General features: G+C 26.8%; 17 protein-coding genes, 1 tRNA gene and 1 pseudogene. 12 read left to right on the top strand and 7 right to left on the bottom strand.

The window, feature by feature from the left end; all coding sequences use genetic code 11:
• The first annotated feature begins 35 nt into the window (after positions 1-35).
• The 5 genes from gyrA (at position 36) to KJR01_RS02090 (ending at position 6008) form a co-directional block, all read left to right on the top strand.
• Entirely contained in the window at positions 36-2639 is a 2604-nt protein-coding gene (gene gyrA / locus KJR01_RS02070) for a DNA gyrase subunit A (protein WP_214116530.1), read from the top strand.
• Positions 2617-3189 (top strand): manganese efflux pump MntP, encoded by a 573-nt coding sequence (locus KJR01_RS02075; protein WP_214116532.1) that lies wholly within the window; start codon positions 2617-2619, stop codon positions 3187-3189. The genes gyrA and KJR01_RS02075 overlap by 23 nt, the downstream gene beginning before the upstream one ends.
• 98 nt (positions 3190-3287) lie before the next feature.
• On the top strand, positions 3288-4400 hold the full coding sequence (gene ald, locus KJR01_RS02080; protein ID WP_214116534.1) for an alanine dehydrogenase: 1113 nt from the start codon (positions 3288-3290) through the stop codon (positions 4398-4400).
• Between the two features lie 153 nt (positions 4401-4553).
• Positions 4554-4630 (top strand) — tRNA-Ile (locus KJR01_RS02085).
• A 64-nt stretch (positions 4631-4694) separates the two neighbouring features.
• Positions 4695-6008 (top strand): oligopeptide:H+ symporter, encoded by a 1314-nt coding sequence (locus KJR01_RS02090; protein ID WP_214116536.1) that lies wholly within the window; start codon positions 4695-4697, stop codon positions 6006-6008.
• A 7-nt stretch (positions 6009-6015) separates the two neighbouring features.
• Here the strand turns inward: KJR01_RS02090 and KJR01_RS02095 are convergent, their stop codons facing one another.
• The 6 genes from KJR01_RS02095 to KJR01_RS02120 all read right to left on the bottom strand — a co-directional run bounded on the left by KJR01_RS02095 (position 6016) and on the right by KJR01_RS02120 (position 12018).
• Complete coding sequence (locus KJR01_RS02095; protein ID WP_214116538.1) at positions 6016-7170, bottom strand: murein hydrolase activator EnvC family protein; 1155 nt, start codon at positions 7168-7170, stop codon at positions 6016-6018.
• Positions 7167-7973 carry an ABC transporter permease gene (locus tag KJR01_RS02100; RefSeq protein WP_214116540.1) on the bottom strand — a complete coding sequence of 269 codons (807 nt, stop codon included), beginning with the start codon at positions 7971-7973 and terminating at the stop codon, positions 7167-7169. Before KJR01_RS02100 ends, KJR01_RS02095 begins: the two co-directional genes overlap by 4 nt.
• Entirely contained in the window at positions 7960-8637 is a 678-nt protein-coding gene (locus tag KJR01_RS02105) for a cell division ATP-binding protein FtsE (RefSeq protein WP_214116542.1), read from the bottom strand. The genes KJR01_RS02100 and KJR01_RS02105 overlap by 14 nt, the downstream gene beginning before the upstream one ends.
• Positions 8634-9767, bottom strand: a complete 1134-nt coding sequence (trmB, locus tag KJR01_RS02110) for a tRNA (guanosine(46)-N7)-methyltransferase TrmB (RefSeq protein ID WP_214116545.1) — start codon at positions 9765-9767, stop codon at positions 8634-8636. Before trmB ends, KJR01_RS02105 begins: the two co-directional genes overlap by 4 nt.
• A complete protein-coding gene (locus KJR01_RS02115) occupies positions 9767-10966 on the bottom strand; it encodes a fibronectin type III domain-containing protein (RefSeq protein ID WP_214116548.1) in 1200 nt (399 codons plus the stop codon). Before KJR01_RS02115 ends, trmB begins: the two co-directional genes overlap by 1 nt.
• Before the next feature lie 62 nt (positions 10967-11028).
• Positions 11029-12018, bottom strand: a complete 990-nt coding sequence (locus tag KJR01_RS02120) for an RluA family pseudouridine synthase (RefSeq protein WP_214116550.1) — start codon at positions 12016-12018, stop codon at positions 11029-11031.
• A 52-nt stretch (positions 12019-12070) separates the two neighbouring features.
• Between KJR01_RS02120 and KJR01_RS02125 the strand changes: the two genes are divergently transcribed.
• Entirely contained in the window at positions 12071-13186 is a 1116-nt protein-coding gene (locus KJR01_RS02125) for an FtsW/RodA/SpoVE family cell cycle protein (RefSeq protein WP_214116552.1), read from the top strand.
• Positions 13187-13214: 28 nt separating this feature from the next.
• On the opposite strand, the pseudogene KJR01_RS10360 reads toward KJR01_RS02125, so the two are convergent.
• Positions 13215-13412: pseudogene (locus KJR01_RS10360) on the bottom strand (Rdx family protein); the annotation flags it as partial.
• A 163-nt stretch (positions 13413-13575) separates the two neighbouring features.
• Between KJR01_RS10360 and KJR01_RS02135 the strand changes: the two are divergent.
• Genes KJR01_RS02135 through KJR01_RS02160 form a run of 6 tightly spaced genes read left to right on the top strand, consistent with a single transcriptional unit; the run spans position 13576 to position 18874 of the window.
• A complete protein-coding gene (locus KJR01_RS02135) occupies positions 13576-13986 on the top strand; it encodes a Fur family transcriptional regulator (RefSeq protein WP_214116554.1) in 411 nt (136 codons plus the stop codon).
• 33 nt (positions 13987-14019) lie between these two features.
• Positions 14020-14823 carry a hypothetical protein gene (locus tag KJR01_RS02140; protein WP_214116557.1) on the top strand — a complete coding sequence of 268 codons (804 nt, stop codon included), beginning with the start codon at positions 14020-14022 and terminating at the stop codon, positions 14821-14823.
• A 2-nt stretch (positions 14824-14825) separates the two neighbouring features.
• Entirely contained in the window at positions 14826-15527 is a 702-nt protein-coding gene (ubiE, locus tag KJR01_RS02145) for a bifunctional demethylmenaquinone methyltransferase/2-methoxy-6-polyprenyl-1,4-benzoquinol methylase UbiE (RefSeq protein WP_214116559.1), read from the top strand.
• Positions 15514-17043 (top strand): exodeoxyribonuclease VII large subunit, encoded by a 1530-nt coding sequence (xseA, locus tag KJR01_RS02150; protein ID WP_214116561.1) that lies wholly within the window; start codon positions 15514-15516, stop codon positions 17041-17043. Before ubiE ends, xseA begins: the two co-directional genes overlap by 14 nt.
• Before the next feature lie 2 nt (positions 17044-17045).
• Positions 17046-18122, top strand: a complete 1077-nt coding sequence (gene serC / locus KJR01_RS02155) for a 3-phosphoserine/phosphohydroxythreonine transaminase (protein ID WP_214116563.1) — start codon at positions 17046-17048, stop codon at positions 18120-18122.
• Positions 18119-18874, top strand: a complete 756-nt coding sequence (locus KJR01_RS02160; protein ID WP_214116565.1) for a type II secretion system protein — start codon at positions 18119-18121, stop codon at positions 18872-18874. Before serC ends, KJR01_RS02160 begins: the two co-directional genes overlap by 4 nt.
• Positions 18875-18876: the final 2 nt, after the last annotated feature.

Genomic DNA, 18876 nt, shown 5'->3' on the forward strand with positions numbered 1-18876 from the left:
GCTAGTATAAAAAAATCTTTACTTAAAGGAAAACAATGAATTTATTTGATAATAGTGAAATTACTATTGTAGATATTGAAGATAGTATAAAAACAAGCTATCTTGATTATTCTATGTCAGTAATTATAGGCCGTGCCTTACCCGATGCAAGAGATGGATTAAAGCCGGTTCATAGAAGAATTCTTTATGCAATGAATGATTTAGGAGTAGGTTCAAAAAGTGCTTATAAAAAATCAGCTCGTATAGTGGGTGATGTAATCGGTAAATACCATCCGCACGGAGATACTGCTGTTTATGATGCTTTAGTAAGAATGGCACAAAGCTTTTCAATGAGATACCCAAGTATTGATGGTCAAGGAAACTTTGGTTCAGTTGATGGAGATGGTGCTGCAGCTATGCGTTATACTGAAGCTAGAATGACAATTTTGGCTGAAGAATTGTTAAAAGATTTAGATAAAGACACCGTTGATTTTGTTCCAAACTATGATGATAGTATGAGTGAGCCTGATGTTTTACCTTCAAGAGTGCCTAATTTATTATTAAACGGCTCAAGTGGTATTGCTGTTGGTATGGCAACTAATATTCCGCCACATAGTTTAGATGAATTAGTAGATGGACTTTTATATTTACTTGAGAATAAAAACGCTAGTTTAGAAGAAATAATGCAGTTTATAAAAGGTCCTGATTTTCCAACAGGTGGGATAATTTTTGGTAAAAAAGGCATTATAGAAGCTTATAAAACAGGTCGCGGTAGAATTAAAGTAAGAGCAAAAACTCATATAGAACAAAAAGGAAATAAAGAGCTAATAGTAATTGATGAGTTACCTTATCAAGTAAATAAAGCAAGACTTCATGAGCAAATTGCAGAGCTTGTAAAAGAAAAGCAAATAGAAGGTATAAGTGAGACAAGAGATGAGAGTGATAGAGATGGAATTCGCCTTGTAATTGAGCTTAAGCGTGATGCTATGAGTGAAATTGTGCTAAATAATTTATTTAAAAGCACCACAATGGAGACAACATTTGGTGTGATAATGTTAGCAATTCACAATAAAGAACCTAAGGTATTTTCTTTAATTGAGCTATTAGATTTATTCTTAAATCATAGAAAAACCGTAATTATTAGAAGAACTATTTTTGAACTTGAAAAAGCAAAAGCAAGAGCACATATCTTAGAAGGTCTTAAAATTGCACTAGATAATATAGATGAAGTAATTGCATTGATTAAATCAAGTGCAGATACTGCAAGTGCAAGAGATGCTTTAGTAGAAAAATTTAGCTTAACTGAATTACAGGCTAATGCTATTTTAGAAATGAGACTTAGCCGTCTTACAGGACTTGAAAGAGATAAATTAGAAGATGAATTAAGAGAGCTTTTAGCAAAAATTGAAGAACTAAATGCAATCTTAAAAAGCGAAGAAAAAATAGAAGAAATAATTCACGATGAATTATTAGAAATTAAAAATAAATTTAAAGTTCCAAGAATTACTGAAATAGTAGATGATTATGATGAAATTGATGTAGAAGATTTAATACCAAATGAGCCAATGGTAATTACAATTACTCATCGTGGGTATATCAAAAGAGTTCCTACAAAATCATATGAAAAACAAAAGCGTGGTGGTAAAGGTAAAGTCGCAGTTACTACTTATGATGATGATTTTATAGAGAGTTTCTTTACTGCAAATTCTCACGATACGCTAATGTTTGTTACTAATAAAGGACAACTATATTGGTTAAAAGTTTATAAAATTCCTGAAGGTAGCAGAACTGCTAAAGGAAAAGCTGTTGTAAATCTAATCAATCTTTTACCAGATGAAAAAATTATGGCAATAATTCCAACAACTGATTTTGCTAAGACAAAATCACTTGCATTCTTTACTAAAAATGGTCTTATTAAACGCACGAATTTAAGTGAATATAGTAATATCCGTTCAGTTGGTGTAAGAGCTATTAATCTTGATGAAAACGATGAATTAGTAAGTGTTTTAATAGCACAAAATGATGATAGTGAAAATATTGATTTGGTTGATGAAAATAGTGAAATTATTGAAGATGATAATATTCAAATTGTTGAAGAAGAAAATTCTTTAGATGAAAACCAAGATAATCAAGAAGAGCAAGTTAGTGGAACTATGATTTTTGTAGCTACTAAAAAGGGTATGTGTATTAAATTCCCACTTACAAAAGTTCGTCAAATTGGTCGTGTAGCTCGTGGAGTAACTGCTATTCGCTTTAAAGAAGAGCAAGATTATGTAATAGGTGCAGTGGTTATTGAAAGTAATGAGCAAGAAATTTTAAGTGTTAGCCAAAAAGGTATCGCAAAAAGAACTGATGCAGGAGAATATCGCTTACAAAGTCGTGGTGGTAAGGGCGTAATTTGTATGAAACTTACTCAAAAGACAAAAGATTTAGTAGGCATTGTAATTGTTGATGATACTATGGATTTAATGGCACTTACAAGTAGTGGCAAGATGATTAGAACTGATATGCAAAGCATTAGAAAAGCTGGTAGAAATACAAGTGGAGTAATTGTTGTAAATGTTGGTAGCGATGAGGTTGTAAGCATTGCAAAATGCCCTAAGGAAGAAGACGAAGAAGAAAATTTAGAAGAAGAGAATGGCTTATTTGATGATAATTGATATTGTTATTTTAGCTTTCTCTTTAGCAATTGACGCATTTTTTGTAGCATTAAGTATTTGCTTAGTGCTACAAAAACAATCTTTAAAAAAGTTATTGGTTTTTAGTGCATTATCTGCTTGTTTTCAAGTTTTAATGCCTATTTTAGGATATTATGTAACTTATTTACTAAATGTAAGATATATGAAGTTAATTCAAGCAATTGATCACTATTTGATTTTTGTAGTTTTTGCATTTTTAGCTTATAAATTATTTAAAGAATTTTTAGATAATGAAAATGAGAATATTGATATTAGTTATGGGTCGTTGTTTTTGCTTAGTATAGTAACTAGTATTGATGCTTTAGGTGCAGGACTTATGATATTTTCTTTGGAATATAATTTATTTATTTCTTCTGTATTAATAGCTTTAGTTACATTTTTTATGTGTTTTTCTAGTTTGTTTATAAGCAAAATGAAAGTTAATAAAAAAATTTTACAACCAATAGGAAGCTTGCTACTTTTATTTTTGGCGTTTAAAATTGTAATAGTTCATATGCTAGAAAACATATAACTTGTAAATTCGTAACACTTTTTATAATTTTTTCAAAAAAATCTTTTGAAGTTTTTATTTTTTTTATATCATACTCCTTTATCACAAAAGGAGTATAAATGATTATAGGTTGTTTAAAAGAAATTAAAGACCAAGAATATAGAGTTGGCTTAACGCCTTTAGATGTTATTGAATATATAAATCATGGACATGAAGTTTTAGTAGAAAGTAAAGCCGGTGCTGGTATTGATATAAGTGATGAAGAATATATAAAAGCCGGAGCAAAGATTTTAACTAAAGAAGAAATTTTTGAAAAAGCTGGAATGATTATTAAAGTAAAAGAACCAATTGAAAGTGAATATAAGTATTTTAAAAAAGGACAGATTTTATATACATATTTACATTTAGCAGCAGATGAAAAACTTACAAAAATGTTAATAGATAAAGAAATATCAGCATTTGCTTATGAGACGATTCAAGAAGGTAAAAATCTTCCTTGTTTAGCTCCTATGAGTGCTATTGCTGGTCGTTTAGCGGTAATTCAAGGTTGTAAGTATTTGGAAAAAACTTATGGCGGTAATGGAATGCTGCTTAGTGGTCTAACTGGTGTTAAAAAAGGAAAAGTTGTAATTTTAGGTAGTGGTATGGTAGGGCTTAATGCTGCTCAACTTGCTTTTGGTATGGGAGCAGAAGTTGTAATTTTAGGTCGTGATGCTAATAGACTAGATTATATTGACCATGTATTTAATGGTAAGATTACTACTTTATATAGTAATATTTCAAATATATTAGATAGTATAAAAGATGCTGATGTAGTAATTGGAGCAGCTTTAGTTCCAGGAGCAAAAACTCCTAAATTATTATCTAGAAAACATTTAAAGCATATGAAAAAAGGTGCTGTTATAGTTGATGTTGCGATTGATCAAGGCGGTTGTTTTGAGACAAGTCGTGCAACAACTCATACAAACCCTATTTATGAAGTTGATGGGATAATTCATTATGCAGTTGGTAATATGCCAGGAGCAGTTGCAAAAACAGCTACTTTAGCACTATTAAACGCTACAACTCCTTATGGAATTAAAATAGCAAACCTTGGAGTAATTGGTGCTATAACTTGTTTTGAAAGTTTAAGATATGGTTTAAATACACATAAAGGACACTGCACTCACGAAGGTGTGGCAAATGCCTTTAATCTTGAGTATTTTAATCCTAAGAATTTCATTGCTATGTAATATGATTAGGCATTTATATTTTTTTATAAATGCCTATAGGTTTTTATGGGTTATTTTGTAATATTCAATAAAAGCCTATAAAAAAGATAAAAATTTTATTGTTTAAGTAATTTTTAAGTTTTTAAATATATAATAACAGCTTTTAATCACGGAGGATTTATAGCTCAGTTGGTTAGAGCAACCGGCTCATAACCGGTTGGTCCCAGGTTCGAGTCCTGGTAAATCCACCACCTCCTTTAAATTTAATAGAATTAAATCTTTCTTAGGCTTCAAGATTTTCTTTAGGAGAAAACGATGTCAAAAAATAAGTTAAAACCACTATTACCAATATGTTACATAGAAGCCCTAGAAAGATTTGCCTTTTTAGGCTTTTTAGGTATTTTTGTATTTTATTTAATGGATACATTTTCTTTTTCTAAAGGTGAAGCTAGTGCAATAAGTGCAAGTTTGGGTGCTGCTATTTATGCTTTTGGTATATTTGGAGCATATTTAAGTGATTTTTGCTTAGGTGCAAAAAGATGTGTAATTTTAGGAATTATTTTTCTTACTTTAGGGTATTTGTGTTTAACTTTTGATTTATTAACAATATCTCTTTTTTGCATTATTTTTGGTAGTGTATTAATTAAGTCAAATATTACAAGTTTGTTATCTAAAAGTTATCCTAATGATAGCGAGTATGTATTTAGTATGTTTTATATTTTTGTAAATATAGGATGTTTTTTGGGTCAAATTAGTGCTGGTCTTTTAATACTACATTCTTATAATTTAGCATTTTTCATATCATTTTTTAGTGTATTTTGTGCTATTTTAGTATTTTTTTATAATTCAAAATATATATCTAGCGAACCTATAAAATATGATTTTTTTAAAAATAATATAGCTATGCTTATTTTGATATTTTTATTTATTGCATTTTTAGCTACTCAAGAACTTTTGGTGGTTAGTAAAATTATAAGTATTTTTTCAATTTTAATTTTAATAATTTTTTATATTTTTATTTATAGAAAAATACCAACAAAAAATAATTTTAAAAAATTAGCTTTTTATTTAATAGCTGCTGTGTTTTTTTATATGTTGATTTTTCAAAGCTTTAATACTTTAAATATTTTAATTAAAAGTAAGGTTTCTTTTAGCATTTTAAATTATCAAATTCCAGCTAGTTGGTATTTAGCTTTTATGTTTTTAGTCAGTATTTTTACAAGTATGCTTTTAAGTTTTATAAGTAAAAAAAGCTCAATTAATGAAGCATTAATTATACCAGCAGCTATGATTATTGCTGCTAGTTCATTTATTGTTTTAGGAATGCTTAGCAAAGATGATTTTATTAATCCATTTTATATATTAATTACTTATTTTATGTTGGGTATTTCTCAAACAAGTATAGGGGTTTTAGGACTTAGCATAGTATCAAAATTAACTCCAAGTGGATTTAATTCAAGCACTATGGGAATTTGGTTTTTATGTTCTGGTGCCGCACAAGGAATTGAAGGAATTATTGCAAAATATATTGATAATATTAGTTATGAATTGTATTTTAGTATGCAAGGATTTTTTGTATTATTTTTAGCATTACTAATGTTATTTGCGTATAAATACTTAAAAGTATAACTATAATTTAATTGTTGATTAGTTCTAACGGATTTATGTGGTAGTTTTTTTGTGTAACTTCAAAAGTTAAATCCCTTTCAACTTTTCCAACAATGTTTCCTTTTTTTAATACTTCTCCAACCTTTGCAAGTTTGCTAAATTTTGATAAGTGAGCGTATATTGTGTGAATTCCATTTGCGTGTTCAACAATTACAACCTTATCAAGGACTGCAGTATCATTTGCAAAAACTACTTTTCCATCAAATACTACTCTTACATTGGCATCAGGCGTATTTGAGCGTAGCACTACATTTTCATTAAATATTTTTAATTTATATATAGGGTCTATGTAATCTCCAAATTTTTGTTTTACACTAAAATCAACTAAAGGTGCTATAGTTTTTGCTCCTGTATATTTTGCTACCTTTCCATCATAACTTAAGGTATCAGAATGTTTTACTTGTGTAGTTTGACTTGATTTTTTATTTGATTTTTCATTTTCTATGATTTTTAACTTAGCCAAAGTTGCTCTAATTTCATCTTGTTGTTTTTGTAAATTTGTTAGGCGTTGTTTATATATTTTTTCATCTTGTTTTTGTTTAGAAATTAAATTCTCTTGGCGTTTTTTAAGTTCGCTTAATTCTTTTGCTTGTTTTTTATAATTATCAATATTTACATTCATTTCACTAATTTTTTTTTGCTTATAATCAATTTGCTGTTGCGTTCTTGCATAATCTTTTGAAATTTTATAAAGCTCATTATTCAAAACTTCAGAAAGCGTGTTTAATACTTCAATAGAAACTATACTCATTGAGCTATCAATTAAATCTTTTGGTGCTATTAAATCATACGAAAAATCCTTAGCAATTATTTCAACTAATTTAGCACCTAATTTCTCTTTATCTTTCATTAGTTCTTTATTTTGTGTGATAAATGTATTTAATTCTCCATTTTGAGCATTTACAAGTTCTTGTAATTCTGCCGTTATATTTGAAGTTTTTTTAACTTTTTCATTTATTTCTTTTAATTTTTGTTCCCCTTCAATTATTTCACTTGCCAAATCTTCTAATTTTTTTGATATTTGTTCTTTTTCATTTTGAGTTTGCTCTAGTTTTTTTGTGTTGTTTTCTATTTGATTTGCAAATAAACTTAAGCTAAACAAAACTATTAGAAGTTTTTTCATTGTCTTTTTACCTTAAACATTACAATCATTATACATAGTAATGAAGCTAGTAAAGAATAAGAGCTTACTTCAATTAAGCTAGGTAAAAAATCAATTTGCGGTAAATCTATATCAAGTTTTGCTAAAAATTCTTTTATATAAGAGATATTATTAAAATTAATAAAAAACGCAAATAATAAAGCAAAACAAATTATATTATCTACAAATACAATCTTAAGCATTGGTGCAGCTCTTTGGAAGAAATTTGCCCCAAATAAATTAAGAATATAAATTCTATTTTCGTGCTCGTATTTAAAAATTTTTATTTGTTTTATAAATAAAGCAATAGATAATATGCTTATGCAAATTAAACATATATAAGAGATTAGTTTTATAATATTTAATAGTTTATATATTTTAATGTGTGTTTTTGAGAATGTTTCTACTTTTAAAACATTCGGTATTTTTAATAGTTGTTTTTTGATTTGATTTATTTCGTTTTCATTAATAAATTTAGTAAAGCTAATATTATAAAATTTTGGGAGTTTTGATTTTAAGGTATTTAAATTAGCATTTGTTATATCTTTTTTTAATTTATTAAGAATTTCACTAGGGTCTAATTCGTTAATACTTGAAAAATACTCAATATTAGCTAAATCAACTGCTTGAATTTCTAGCTCGCTTACTAATACTACGCTGTAATCTTTATTTAATTTGGTTTCATAATCTTTTATTAATTCATCAATAAAAAAGGCAAATTGAAAACAAAAACATATAATAAAAAGTGGAAAAATAAAACTAATATGTGTTTTAAATAAATTCATTCAAAACCCCATTTTCTATATTTAAATGCCTATAATTAAAATCAATTCTAGGTGGAATTTGATGAGTTACTGCGATAATGCAAGCATTGAATGTATTTCTAGCAGCGTTTAGTAATTGCCAAATAATATCAGCTGAATGAATATCAAGATTTCCTGTTGGCTCATCACATATTATTATTTTAGGATTGTGTATAATTGCTCTTGCAAGGGCTATTCTTTGTTGCTCTCCGCCACTTAATTCTAAAGGCATTTTTTTAGCTTTATGCTGAAGTTTTGTGTATTTTAATAACACATCTACATGCTTGCTGATTTGCTCATTTTTAACGCCAGCTATTTTTAAAGGTAATGCTATATTATCGTTTACATTTAGCTCGTTAATTAGCTTATAATCTTGAAAAATTATTCCTAATTTTCTTCTAAGTTTTAACAATTCAGCATTGCTAATATTTCCCATATTTTTAAACAAAACATGCAAATCCCCACTAAATTCGCTAAATTCTCCAAAAAAACTTTTAAGCAATGTTGTTTTCCCGCTACCACTTTTACCGGTGATAAATATAAAATCACCTTCATTAGCACTAAAATTTATATTATGCAATACTATTTCATTATTGTAGGCTAGAGTTAAATTATTGGCATTTATTAAAGTAGCATTGCTTTTCATTGTAAAAACTCTTTTAATTTAATAAATGCTTTTAAATTTAAAGTATTTGGGCAAAAGTCGTGAAATAAAAACTCAAATTCTTCATTTTCTTTACATAACAAATAAGAGCTACTTGGTGTGTCAAATCCACCATAAGCTATTTGAATGATTTTTGCATTATCACATTCATAAATTCTTGATATTTTTAAGAAAAAATCTTCATCAATATGTTTTATAAAATTAAGCTTATTAAAATCAATTTTGAAATTAATTTTTTGATTTATGATTTCTTGATTTAAATTCTTTTTATTTCTCACATAGCAAACAAAATCATATATATCTTTATTCATTTTAAGCCAACGGCTTTCGTATTTGCTTATTATCCTTGCGTTTTTATTTTTAAAATAATCATAGTCTAAATCATAAAAAATATTTTTTGTATATTCTGCATACATTAAACTATCGCTTCTTAATTCAAAAAATCCATTTTCTTTTAATACTCTTTCGCACTCGTTTTTAAATTCATTTGATACAACTCTTCTATAAGGAGCGTCGTCCCAAGGCACAGGAAAATGCAAATATATTCCATTTAAACAACTATTATTTAATTCTTTTATAGCTATTCTTGCATCAAAATCTAATAAATATATATTCTTTAAATCTTTAGCTAATTTACTTACTTGAATAAGACTAGGTTTATGAATTTCTATTCCAATATAAGTATTTTGAGGATTATTTTTTGCTTGATATAGCAAATGTCTTCCTGAACCAAAACCTATCTCTAAATAAGCATTATCTAATGAATTAATTAATTCTTTAAAGTCCTTAGGAGATGATATGACATTACTTGCTAATTCTTTAAATTTATTATAATGATATGCTTTTGATATGATTTCATCACAAAATGTTTTTTCAAATGCTTCTAAGGCTTTTTGCATTAAGGCTAAGTCGGTAATTTTTGTTAATTTATCAATTTTTACTACAAATTCGTTATTTTTTTCGTTAAGTTCTATAAAAAAACTAGAATTATTAATACTAGTATAAACTAAAGTTTTGCCTAATTGTGTTTTTGTTTTAAATTTAAATTCAACCTCCCCAACACTAATTGGCAAGGTTAAATTCTTTATATATTTTGCTTTAAAATTTGGCATTATTTAACACTCAATTTTGAACTAGGTTTTGATTCTATTCCAAATTCATCAACGCCAATTATTTGATAAACATCTCCAGGCACATATGTAGTATCTACATAATAATCATTTTGTATTCCGTTTGCAACTTCTGTTGAATTTTTAATAAGTTTATAGGTTCTTATACGATTATCCGTGCTAATCCATTTTATTTTTAGTGTATTTTCATTTTGTAATTCAAATCCTGTAAGAGCAGGAGTTTTAGGTTTATCAAGGCTCATTCCAACTACATTTACGCCAGTTTTTGCACTCTCAAGTCCGTCTTTATCTATCATAGTTACATAATAATATCTGCTTACTCCATCATCTCCTATATTATCCTCATAGCTATTTTCTGTAGTTGTAGCTAGCTCAAAAAATGGTAATAAAGATGCTTTTGAATAATATATTTTATAATGAGAAAAATCTTCATATTTAGGAGCGTCCCAAGTAAGAATTATTTTTTTAGGTAGGTTTGTAGTTACATTGATATTTACAATTTGTGGTGGTAAAACTTTACTAATTGCTTCAACTTCAGCACTAGCATCACTTTCAACTCCGTTATAAGTTAGTGCAGTTACTTTGTATTTAGCATATAGATTTGCTTTAACTTCGTCTAAATATTCAGCACTTAAGCGATTATTAATAGTTGCTACTTTATACCACTTATCAGAATTAGCGTCTTGTTTATAAATATTATATTTTACAACTCTTGAATCAGTATGCGGTCTCCAAATTATTTTGATTTTATTAGGAAGTCCTGCTATTGCTTGAATGAATGTAACTGGTTCAATTTTTCCTATAGTTTTTACATTTATAGTAGATAGTTTTGAATTACCTTCTTTATTAAAAGTTACGAAAGTATAAGCATAGCTAGTATCAGGATTTAAATTATTATCAGAATAATGAGTTGCATATCTATCATTTATAGTAGCGATTAGTTTGTCTTTTGCATTTTCATCATTTAGCTCTTTTCTATAAATCTTATAACCATCTATATTTTGATCATATATAGGGTCCCACTCAAATCCTATTTCTTTCATACCTTGAAGAGTTCTTATATTGTTTACCATAGTAAGATTATCAATCGGAGCAATTTCACTAAGACTTGTTGTGCTAGAGCACGCATTAAAACCTATAATAAAAGCTGTAAATAAACTTATTTTAATAATTTTCTTCATATTTTGCCTTTCGTGTAAAGATTTAATTATACTAAGTATGAATAATGATTTATAAGCATATCCTATTCCAAATTATTACTAAATTGATTTAATAAATTATGAGCTAGATTTAAGTCAAGTTTTATATCTTTAAAATCTTTAATAGTTTCATTAAAACTCAAACAATTACTTGAATAAAATTCCATAAAATTATTTGTTATTGGATGAGTGTAATTTATATAAAATGAATGTAGCATTAATCTATTTGCTTTATTTTTACTGCTCTCATCAGCATAAATACTATCTCCTAAAATATATCTATTTACACTTGCTAGATGGGTTCTTATTTGATGAGTTCTACCGCTTTCTAATTTTGCTGAAATTAAAGCTTTATCGTTTGTATTTGCAAGATTTATAAAATGAGTTCTAGCCCATTTGCCCCATCTATCTTCATTTAAGCCGTATTTTTTAATACATTCATCTTTGCTTAAAGATTGCATTTTTAATCTATTATTCTCATTTCTTTTTATATATTTTTCTATATGATTTTGATTTATTGTGTGGTTTGTAACTGCTAGATAAATTCTATTTACTTCTCTATTTTTAATCTGATTTGCCAAGCTAAAATATGCTTCATTGCTTTTAGCTACTAGCATAACTCCGCTAGTATCTTTATCAAGTCTATGCACTATTCCTGCTCTTATTTTGCCGTTAATATCAGCTAGTTTATAATTTCTCTCAAGTAGCCATTCTACTAATGATGCTTCTTTTAAAGAAGAGCAGCCGTGAGTTGCTACATTATTTGGCTTATTTACTACTAGCATACACTCATCTTCATACAGAATTTCTACATCAAAATTAGCTTCATATTTAATATTTATATCTTTTATATCAGGGTAATTAATCTCTATTTCATCATTTATATTTAGTTTATATGAGCTTTTAATTACTTTATTATTTACTAATACATTTTGATTTTTTATTAGATTAGAAATTTGTGAGCGACTTTGTCCTAAAACTTTAGCTAAATATATATCAATTCTTTCAATTTCACTTGCTACAATCTTACTCAATATTAACCTTTTTAAATCATATTCATAAACAAATTTAGCAAAAGGTTGTAAATTGATAAAACTAGATGGTAAAATTTTAACCCACTTTGATTTTATATTGCCATTGCTCGTATTTCCAATAATAATTTTTTCATTTTTATTAATGAATGAGGCGAATGAAGTTTTAGCGCATAAACAAATTATATATGTGATTGTAGGGTTTTTTGCTTTTTTTATATTTTTTTTATTACCCATTAAAAAAATTGAATGGCTTATTCCTTTTTTTTACTGGTTTTGCATAGGTTTATTATTATTAGTTGATGTTTTAGGGGCTACTAAATTAGGAGCTACTAGATGGCTTGAAATTCCTTTTACAAGATTTACGATTCAGCCTAGTGAGATTTTTAAACCTGCATTTTTATTAATGCTTGCTTATTTAATTAGACACAATCCTCCACCTGATGATGGATATAGATTTAAAGATTTTTGCAAAATTAGTTTTTATATAATTTTACCTTTTGTTCTTATTAAAAGTGAGCCTGACTTAGGTTCTGCTTTAATTATTTTAATAGTTGGCTATGTTACATTATTTTTAGTGGGCATTCATCACAAAATTATTTTAACAGGGGCATTATTGCTTGGAATTTGTATGCCAATAGCTCCTATTGTCTATGATAATTTAAATGATTACCAAAAGAAAAGAATTACCGATTTTTTAAGTGAAAAACCAAGCTATCAAGTAAGACAAAGTATGATAGCAATAGGAAGTGGTGGAATAAATGGTAAAAGCAAAGATGATGCTACTCAAACTCATTTTAAATTCTTACCAATTAGCACGAGTGATTTTATTTTTGCATATACTATTGAAAGATACGGATTTTTAGGTGCTTGTTTGCTTTTAGGATTATATTTATTACTGATTTTACATTTGCTAAGCTTTAATAAAAAGCTTAAAAAAGATTATTTTGCTAAAACTTTCACATCAGCTCTATCCATATTAATATTTATTTATGTTGGGGTTAATGTATCTATGACTATAGGGTTTGCTCCTGTTGTTGGAGTGCCACTGCCGTTTTTTAGCTATGGTGGAAGCTCTTTTGTAACCTTTATGATACTTTTTGGAATATATGAAAATTTATTATCATTTAGGTTTGACCCTGATTATAAATTAGTAAGAATTGATTTGTAATTAAAGAATTTAAAATTAAATTCTTTAATTATCTATAGGCTTTAATAAGCGAATTAATCTCATTAATATGTGGAAATCTTTTGCTATCACAACCTATTAATTCATTTTTTGAATATATTTTCTCATTATCACAAATAACTATAAAATCGCCTTTACTTCCTATTTCAAATTCTACTTCTATTCCTTGAAATTCACCAATTAATTCATCTGCAACCCTTGCAGCTTGTGGTTCATATTTTCAAGCATTACAATAAATGATTTTCGCTTTCATTTTTTCTCCTTACAAAAATATTACAAATTTAAAATAACTTAATTAATGACTAGAAATATTAAGTTATTTATAGTATTCTTTCGCATTTAATAAAAAATATTATTTGGTAAAGGTAAATATGAAGTTTTTAGAGATTTTAAAGGATAGAAAGCTAAAAGCAACTCCGCAAAGAATAAGCATTTTAAAAGTTTTATCAAAACACGAACACCCTAGTATTGATGAATTATACGAGCAAATAAAGGTTGAATATCCTGCAATTTCACTTGCTACTGTTTATAAAAATCTTAGCACTATGATTGATGAGGGTTTAGTAGTTGAGATTTCAATCCCTAATGATAAATCAAAATACGATATATATGAATACGAACATATTCATTTGGTTTGTAATAATTGTAAAAGTGTTTTTGATTTAGATAAAGTTAAGGCTGGGCTTGATAAATATCAACAAACTTTACAAACTAAGTTAGATAATCCTATAGAAAGTATTAAAATTACAGCGTTTTTGGCTACTTGTTCAAATTGCAAATAATATAAGTTAAAATAAGATAAAAAAGGAGTTTAGGTGAGTATTTTAAAACACTTTCTCTTTTTTACCTTAGAGAGTAATTTAGAGTTTAAAAAGCTTAAAGATAGTTTTTGTTTATTTGAAAATAGTCTTTATAAACTTGATATAATTGATAGTAATTTACATTTTTTAAAAGCTAATTTATCAAGAGCTGACATAGAATATCATACGAGTGAGCTTAGCTTAAATGAAGTAAAAAGCAAAAGTTTAAAATACAAAAGAGCCATCACTCAAGGCAAGATGATAGAACAATTTAATAATTTTTATATCTGCACTTTATTTGATGAAAATTCTCAAGATGGACTTAGTTTTAGTGAATATGAAAGATTAAAAATATTTTTAACTTATGGGCTTAAATCAAGGGATTTAAGCATTAGCATAGGACTTGCTTTAAGGATATATTTGTTTTATTTGAGTATTAATTCTAAGCAAGAGATAATAAAAGAAATTCTTAATTTATTCTCTTTTATTTACGAAGAAAATATAATAAAAACTATCAATAAAAATGATAATTTTTATGATAATTTATCTTGTATTATTTTAGATGAAAATAATTTTTATACCACAAATTGTGCTAAGGTTAATTTTGTAAAAATCTTTTCAAAAGTTTTAAGAAAAGAAGCTATAAAAGTATTAAGATTTAATGAAAGTTGCGAAAAATTAATAATATTGCTTGAATTTTTAAGCTTTTTTAAAACTCATAAAAAATTAGATTTTCAAGAAAAATTAGCAAAAAATAAAAGCGTTAAAAAAATAGCTAGAAAAATTAGTAAAATAGCTAGAACTTATTATTTAGGATAAATATGCAAAAACAAGAAAAAATAGTAGAAATGTTTAATGAAATAGCTCCAAGCTATGATAAAGCTAATAAGGTTTTAAGTTTTGGTATCGATGCAAAATGGAGATTTGATGCGATTAGTAAGGTTAAAGATTTTCTTAATTTAAATTCTAATTTAAATATAGCTGATATTGCTTGTGGGACAGGCGATATGTGTGTTTTGCTAAGTAAAATTCCAAATGCAAAGGTTGTAGGGATTGACCCAAGCAGTGGAATGCTAGAAGTGGCTAAAAAGCGTCATTTAGAAATTGATTTTAAATTAGGCTATGCAAATAATTTACCATTAGATAATGAAAGCGTAGATTTAATTACTATTAGTTATGGTTTTAGAAATGTGGTTGAAAAAGATGAAGCATTGGAAGAATTTAAAAGAGTGCTAAAGCCTAATGGAACGCTTTTGGTATTAGAGTTTTTTAAAAGAGAAAAGGGCGGTATAATAGGATTTTTCCGTGATTTTTATCTAAAAAAAATATTACCTATAATAGGTGGAATTTTAAGCAAAAACAAAGCAGCCTATGAATATTTACCTAATTCTATTGATGATTTTTACTCAAATGATGAATTTAAAGATAAATTAAAAGAGCATAATTTTGATTTAAAACTTTTCAAAACTTATAGTTTTGGAGTTAGTTCATTGTTTATAGCGAGTAAAAATGTTAGCAAATAAACTAGAAAAAACATATTTTAGTGTAAGCGAAATCAATAATCTTGCTAAAAATAATTTAGAAAGCACTTTTTTAAATATTGCAATTCAAGGAGAAGTTAGCAAGATTATAAATCATACTTCAGGGCATTGGTATTTTACTATTAAAGATGAGTTATCAAGCCTTGATTGCACTATGTTTTCAAGCTATAACAAAGGTAAGGCTAATTTAATAGTAGGCAATAAAATAATAGCCATTGGAAAACTTACCATATATCCTGCTAGTGGAAAGTATCAATTAAACTGCACTGATTATGAATTAGCCGATGGATTGGGCAAATTACAAGCAGCTTTTAATGAGCTTTATAAGAAATTAAAAGATGAAGGTTTGTTTTTAGATATTTATAAAAAACAAATTCCAAAAAATATTAAAAAAATTGCAGTAATTACAGCTATTAATTCAGCTGCTGCTAAAGATATTTTAAGAGTTTATGAAAACAACGAAGCTTATTTAATAAAATTAGTGTTTTTTGATAGTTTAATGCAAGGAGAAAATGCTAGTAAAAGAGTAATTGAGTGTATTAAAAAGGCTAATGAATTTGATTTTGATATTATATTAATAGCTCGTGGCGGTGGTAGTAAAGAAGATTTATTTTGCTTTAACGATGAAGCTTTAGTAAGACAAATCGTAGCATCTAAAATCCCAATAATTACAGGTTTAGGACACGAAATAGATACTCATTTAAGCGATTTAGCAGCTAGTAAGTATTATGCGACCCCAACTGCGGCTATGCAAAGCTTGGTTTATAATAAGTTTGATAGAATGCTAGATTTAGATAATTTACAAAATTATTTTAATTTAACTATTAAAAAACATTTGGATAAAAAAGAGCAAAATTATTTATATTTAGCAAGTAAATTTTCTAAAAAAGAAGTGAATTTTAAATTTAATTCATATAAAAATAATCTTTTAAATAAAAAGACTTTATTTCAAAATAAGCTAAAAAATATTTTAAAACAAAATGAGCTAATTTTAAATAATCAAAAAACTATTTTAAATAATAATTTTCATAAAGCCTTAGAAAATAAAGAAAAGCTTTATAATGTTTATGAAAATAAGATAAATATTACAAAGCTTAAAAGCAATATTTCAAGTATGCAATTTAGCCTAAATCAATATGAAAAACTAGCAAAGCAATCATTTAATAAGGCTATTTTAAATAAAAATCAATCTTTAAATGATTTTATAAAGAGTAAAAACATCATTGATTTTAAAATAAAACTAGCAAAAGATAAACTAGAAAATCAAAAAATACTATTAAATAACAGCTTTAAACCTAAATTTAAAGAAAAATATGTAAAAATAAACAATTATCAAAAGATTTTAAGCACTCATCAATCATTCTTAGAAAGTATTAAAGAGTATGCTAGAGTTATGAAAGATAATAAAGGCATAAAACTTAGTGCTTTAAAAGAAGGCGATGAAATCACGCTAAAATCAATTGATTGTGTAAAAATAGCAAAGATTATAAAGGAGTAAAAATGAGACAATACAATTTTAGTGCAGGACCATCTGAATTACCATTAGAGGTTTTAAAAGAAATTCAAGAAGAATTATTAAGTTATAAAAATAACGGCTTTTCTATTATGGAAATTAGTCATCGCTCAAGTTATTATGAGCAAATGCACAATGACGCTATTAAAGATGCAAAAGAGCTTTATGGAATAAATGATGATTATGAAGTAATTTTCGTTCAAGGTGGTGCTACTATGCAATTTAGCTTATTGGCTATGAATTTTAGCCTAGATAATAAGCCTTGTGAATACATTGATACTGATGTATGGACGCAAAAAGCTTGCGAAGAAGCTATCTTAGCTGGAGTAAATGCAAAAATCGTAGCTAGTTCAAAAGATAGTAAATATAATTATATTCCAAAAATTGCTTTAAATAATGATAGTTCTTATACTTATATTTGTTCAAATAACACGGTGCATGGAACTCAATATAAGCAACTTCCTATTTCAAATTCTCCTTTGATTGTTGATGCTAGTTCGGACTTTTTTTCTAAGAAATTAGACTTTTCAAATATAGGTGTTTTATATGGTGGAGTTCAAAAAAATGCTGGTATAGCAGGATTTGCATGTTTAATTATTAGAAAAGACTTATTAGAACGCAGTAAAAATAAAACTATGCCTAAAATGTTTAATTACAACACTTATGCAGATAATAATTCTTTATTTAATACTCCGCCTACATTTGCTATTTATGTATATGCAAAAATTATGAAATGGATTAAAGCTAAAGGCGGACTTGATGCAATTAATCAAGAAAATGAAATAAAAGCTAAATATCTTTATGATATTATTGATAATAGTAATTTTTACAAAGCTTATGTAAATAATGATGATAGATCAGTTATGAATGTTTGCTTTACTACAGGAAATGATGAATTAGACTTAGAATTTTGGAGTAAAGCTGCTAAAGAACACAATATGCTAGGTTTAAAAGGTCATAAAAAACTTGGCGGATTAAGAGCTAGTATTTACAATAGTGCTAGTTTAGAAAAAGTTAAAATTTTAGGCGAATATATGAAAGAATACGAAAGGGTTCGTGGATGAAAAAAGGCTTTTCATTAATTGAGCTTATATTTTCTATGGTTGTAATTGGAATTAGCTTAGCAGCTATTCCAAAAATAGTTAATGCTAGTTTAGAAGGCGATGAGGTAGGTTATAAACAAGAATATTTTTATGAGATAAAAGAATTTTATGGGCTTATTAGAAATCTTCCTTTAAGCGAACTCAATATGGCAGAAGATGAATATAAAAAAAATAGTTTATTATCTCAATATGCAATGGAAAATAGTTTACAATCAGATATTAAATATAAATTAGAAGAATTAAATCAAATTAATATCAATTCACGATATTACACAACACCAATCTCAAAAAGTGTAGCAAATATAAAAGGTGCTTTAAAAAAAATAAGTGGTAACAATACTTATAATGATACAAATATTTTAAATCAAAAAATAAACTATGAATTAGGGAAATTTTCAAAAGTAGATAAAAATTTTAAATATTCTTATGATGCTTTTACGGATTGCAATGAGGATAATGAAACTTCATTATGTGGTTATATAGGCGGCAAACCTGGCAAACCTGGCAAACCTGGCAAACCTGGCAAACCTACAATGCAAACTAGTAAATTACAAATCAAAGATGATAGTAATAATGTATTTGTATCATTTTATGTAATTTTTAATAAATTTGGAAGATTAGATAGTATTTATAGCCAATATCTAATGAAGGCTAGTGATTCCACTTGGGATAGCACTAATGAAGCAAAATTAAAAAATTATTTAAGTTTATAAGG

Source organism: Campylobacter sp. 2018MI10, from assembly GCF_018501175.1.
Lineage (GTDB): Bacteria > Campylobacterota > Campylobacteria > Campylobacterales > Campylobacteraceae > Campylobacter_E.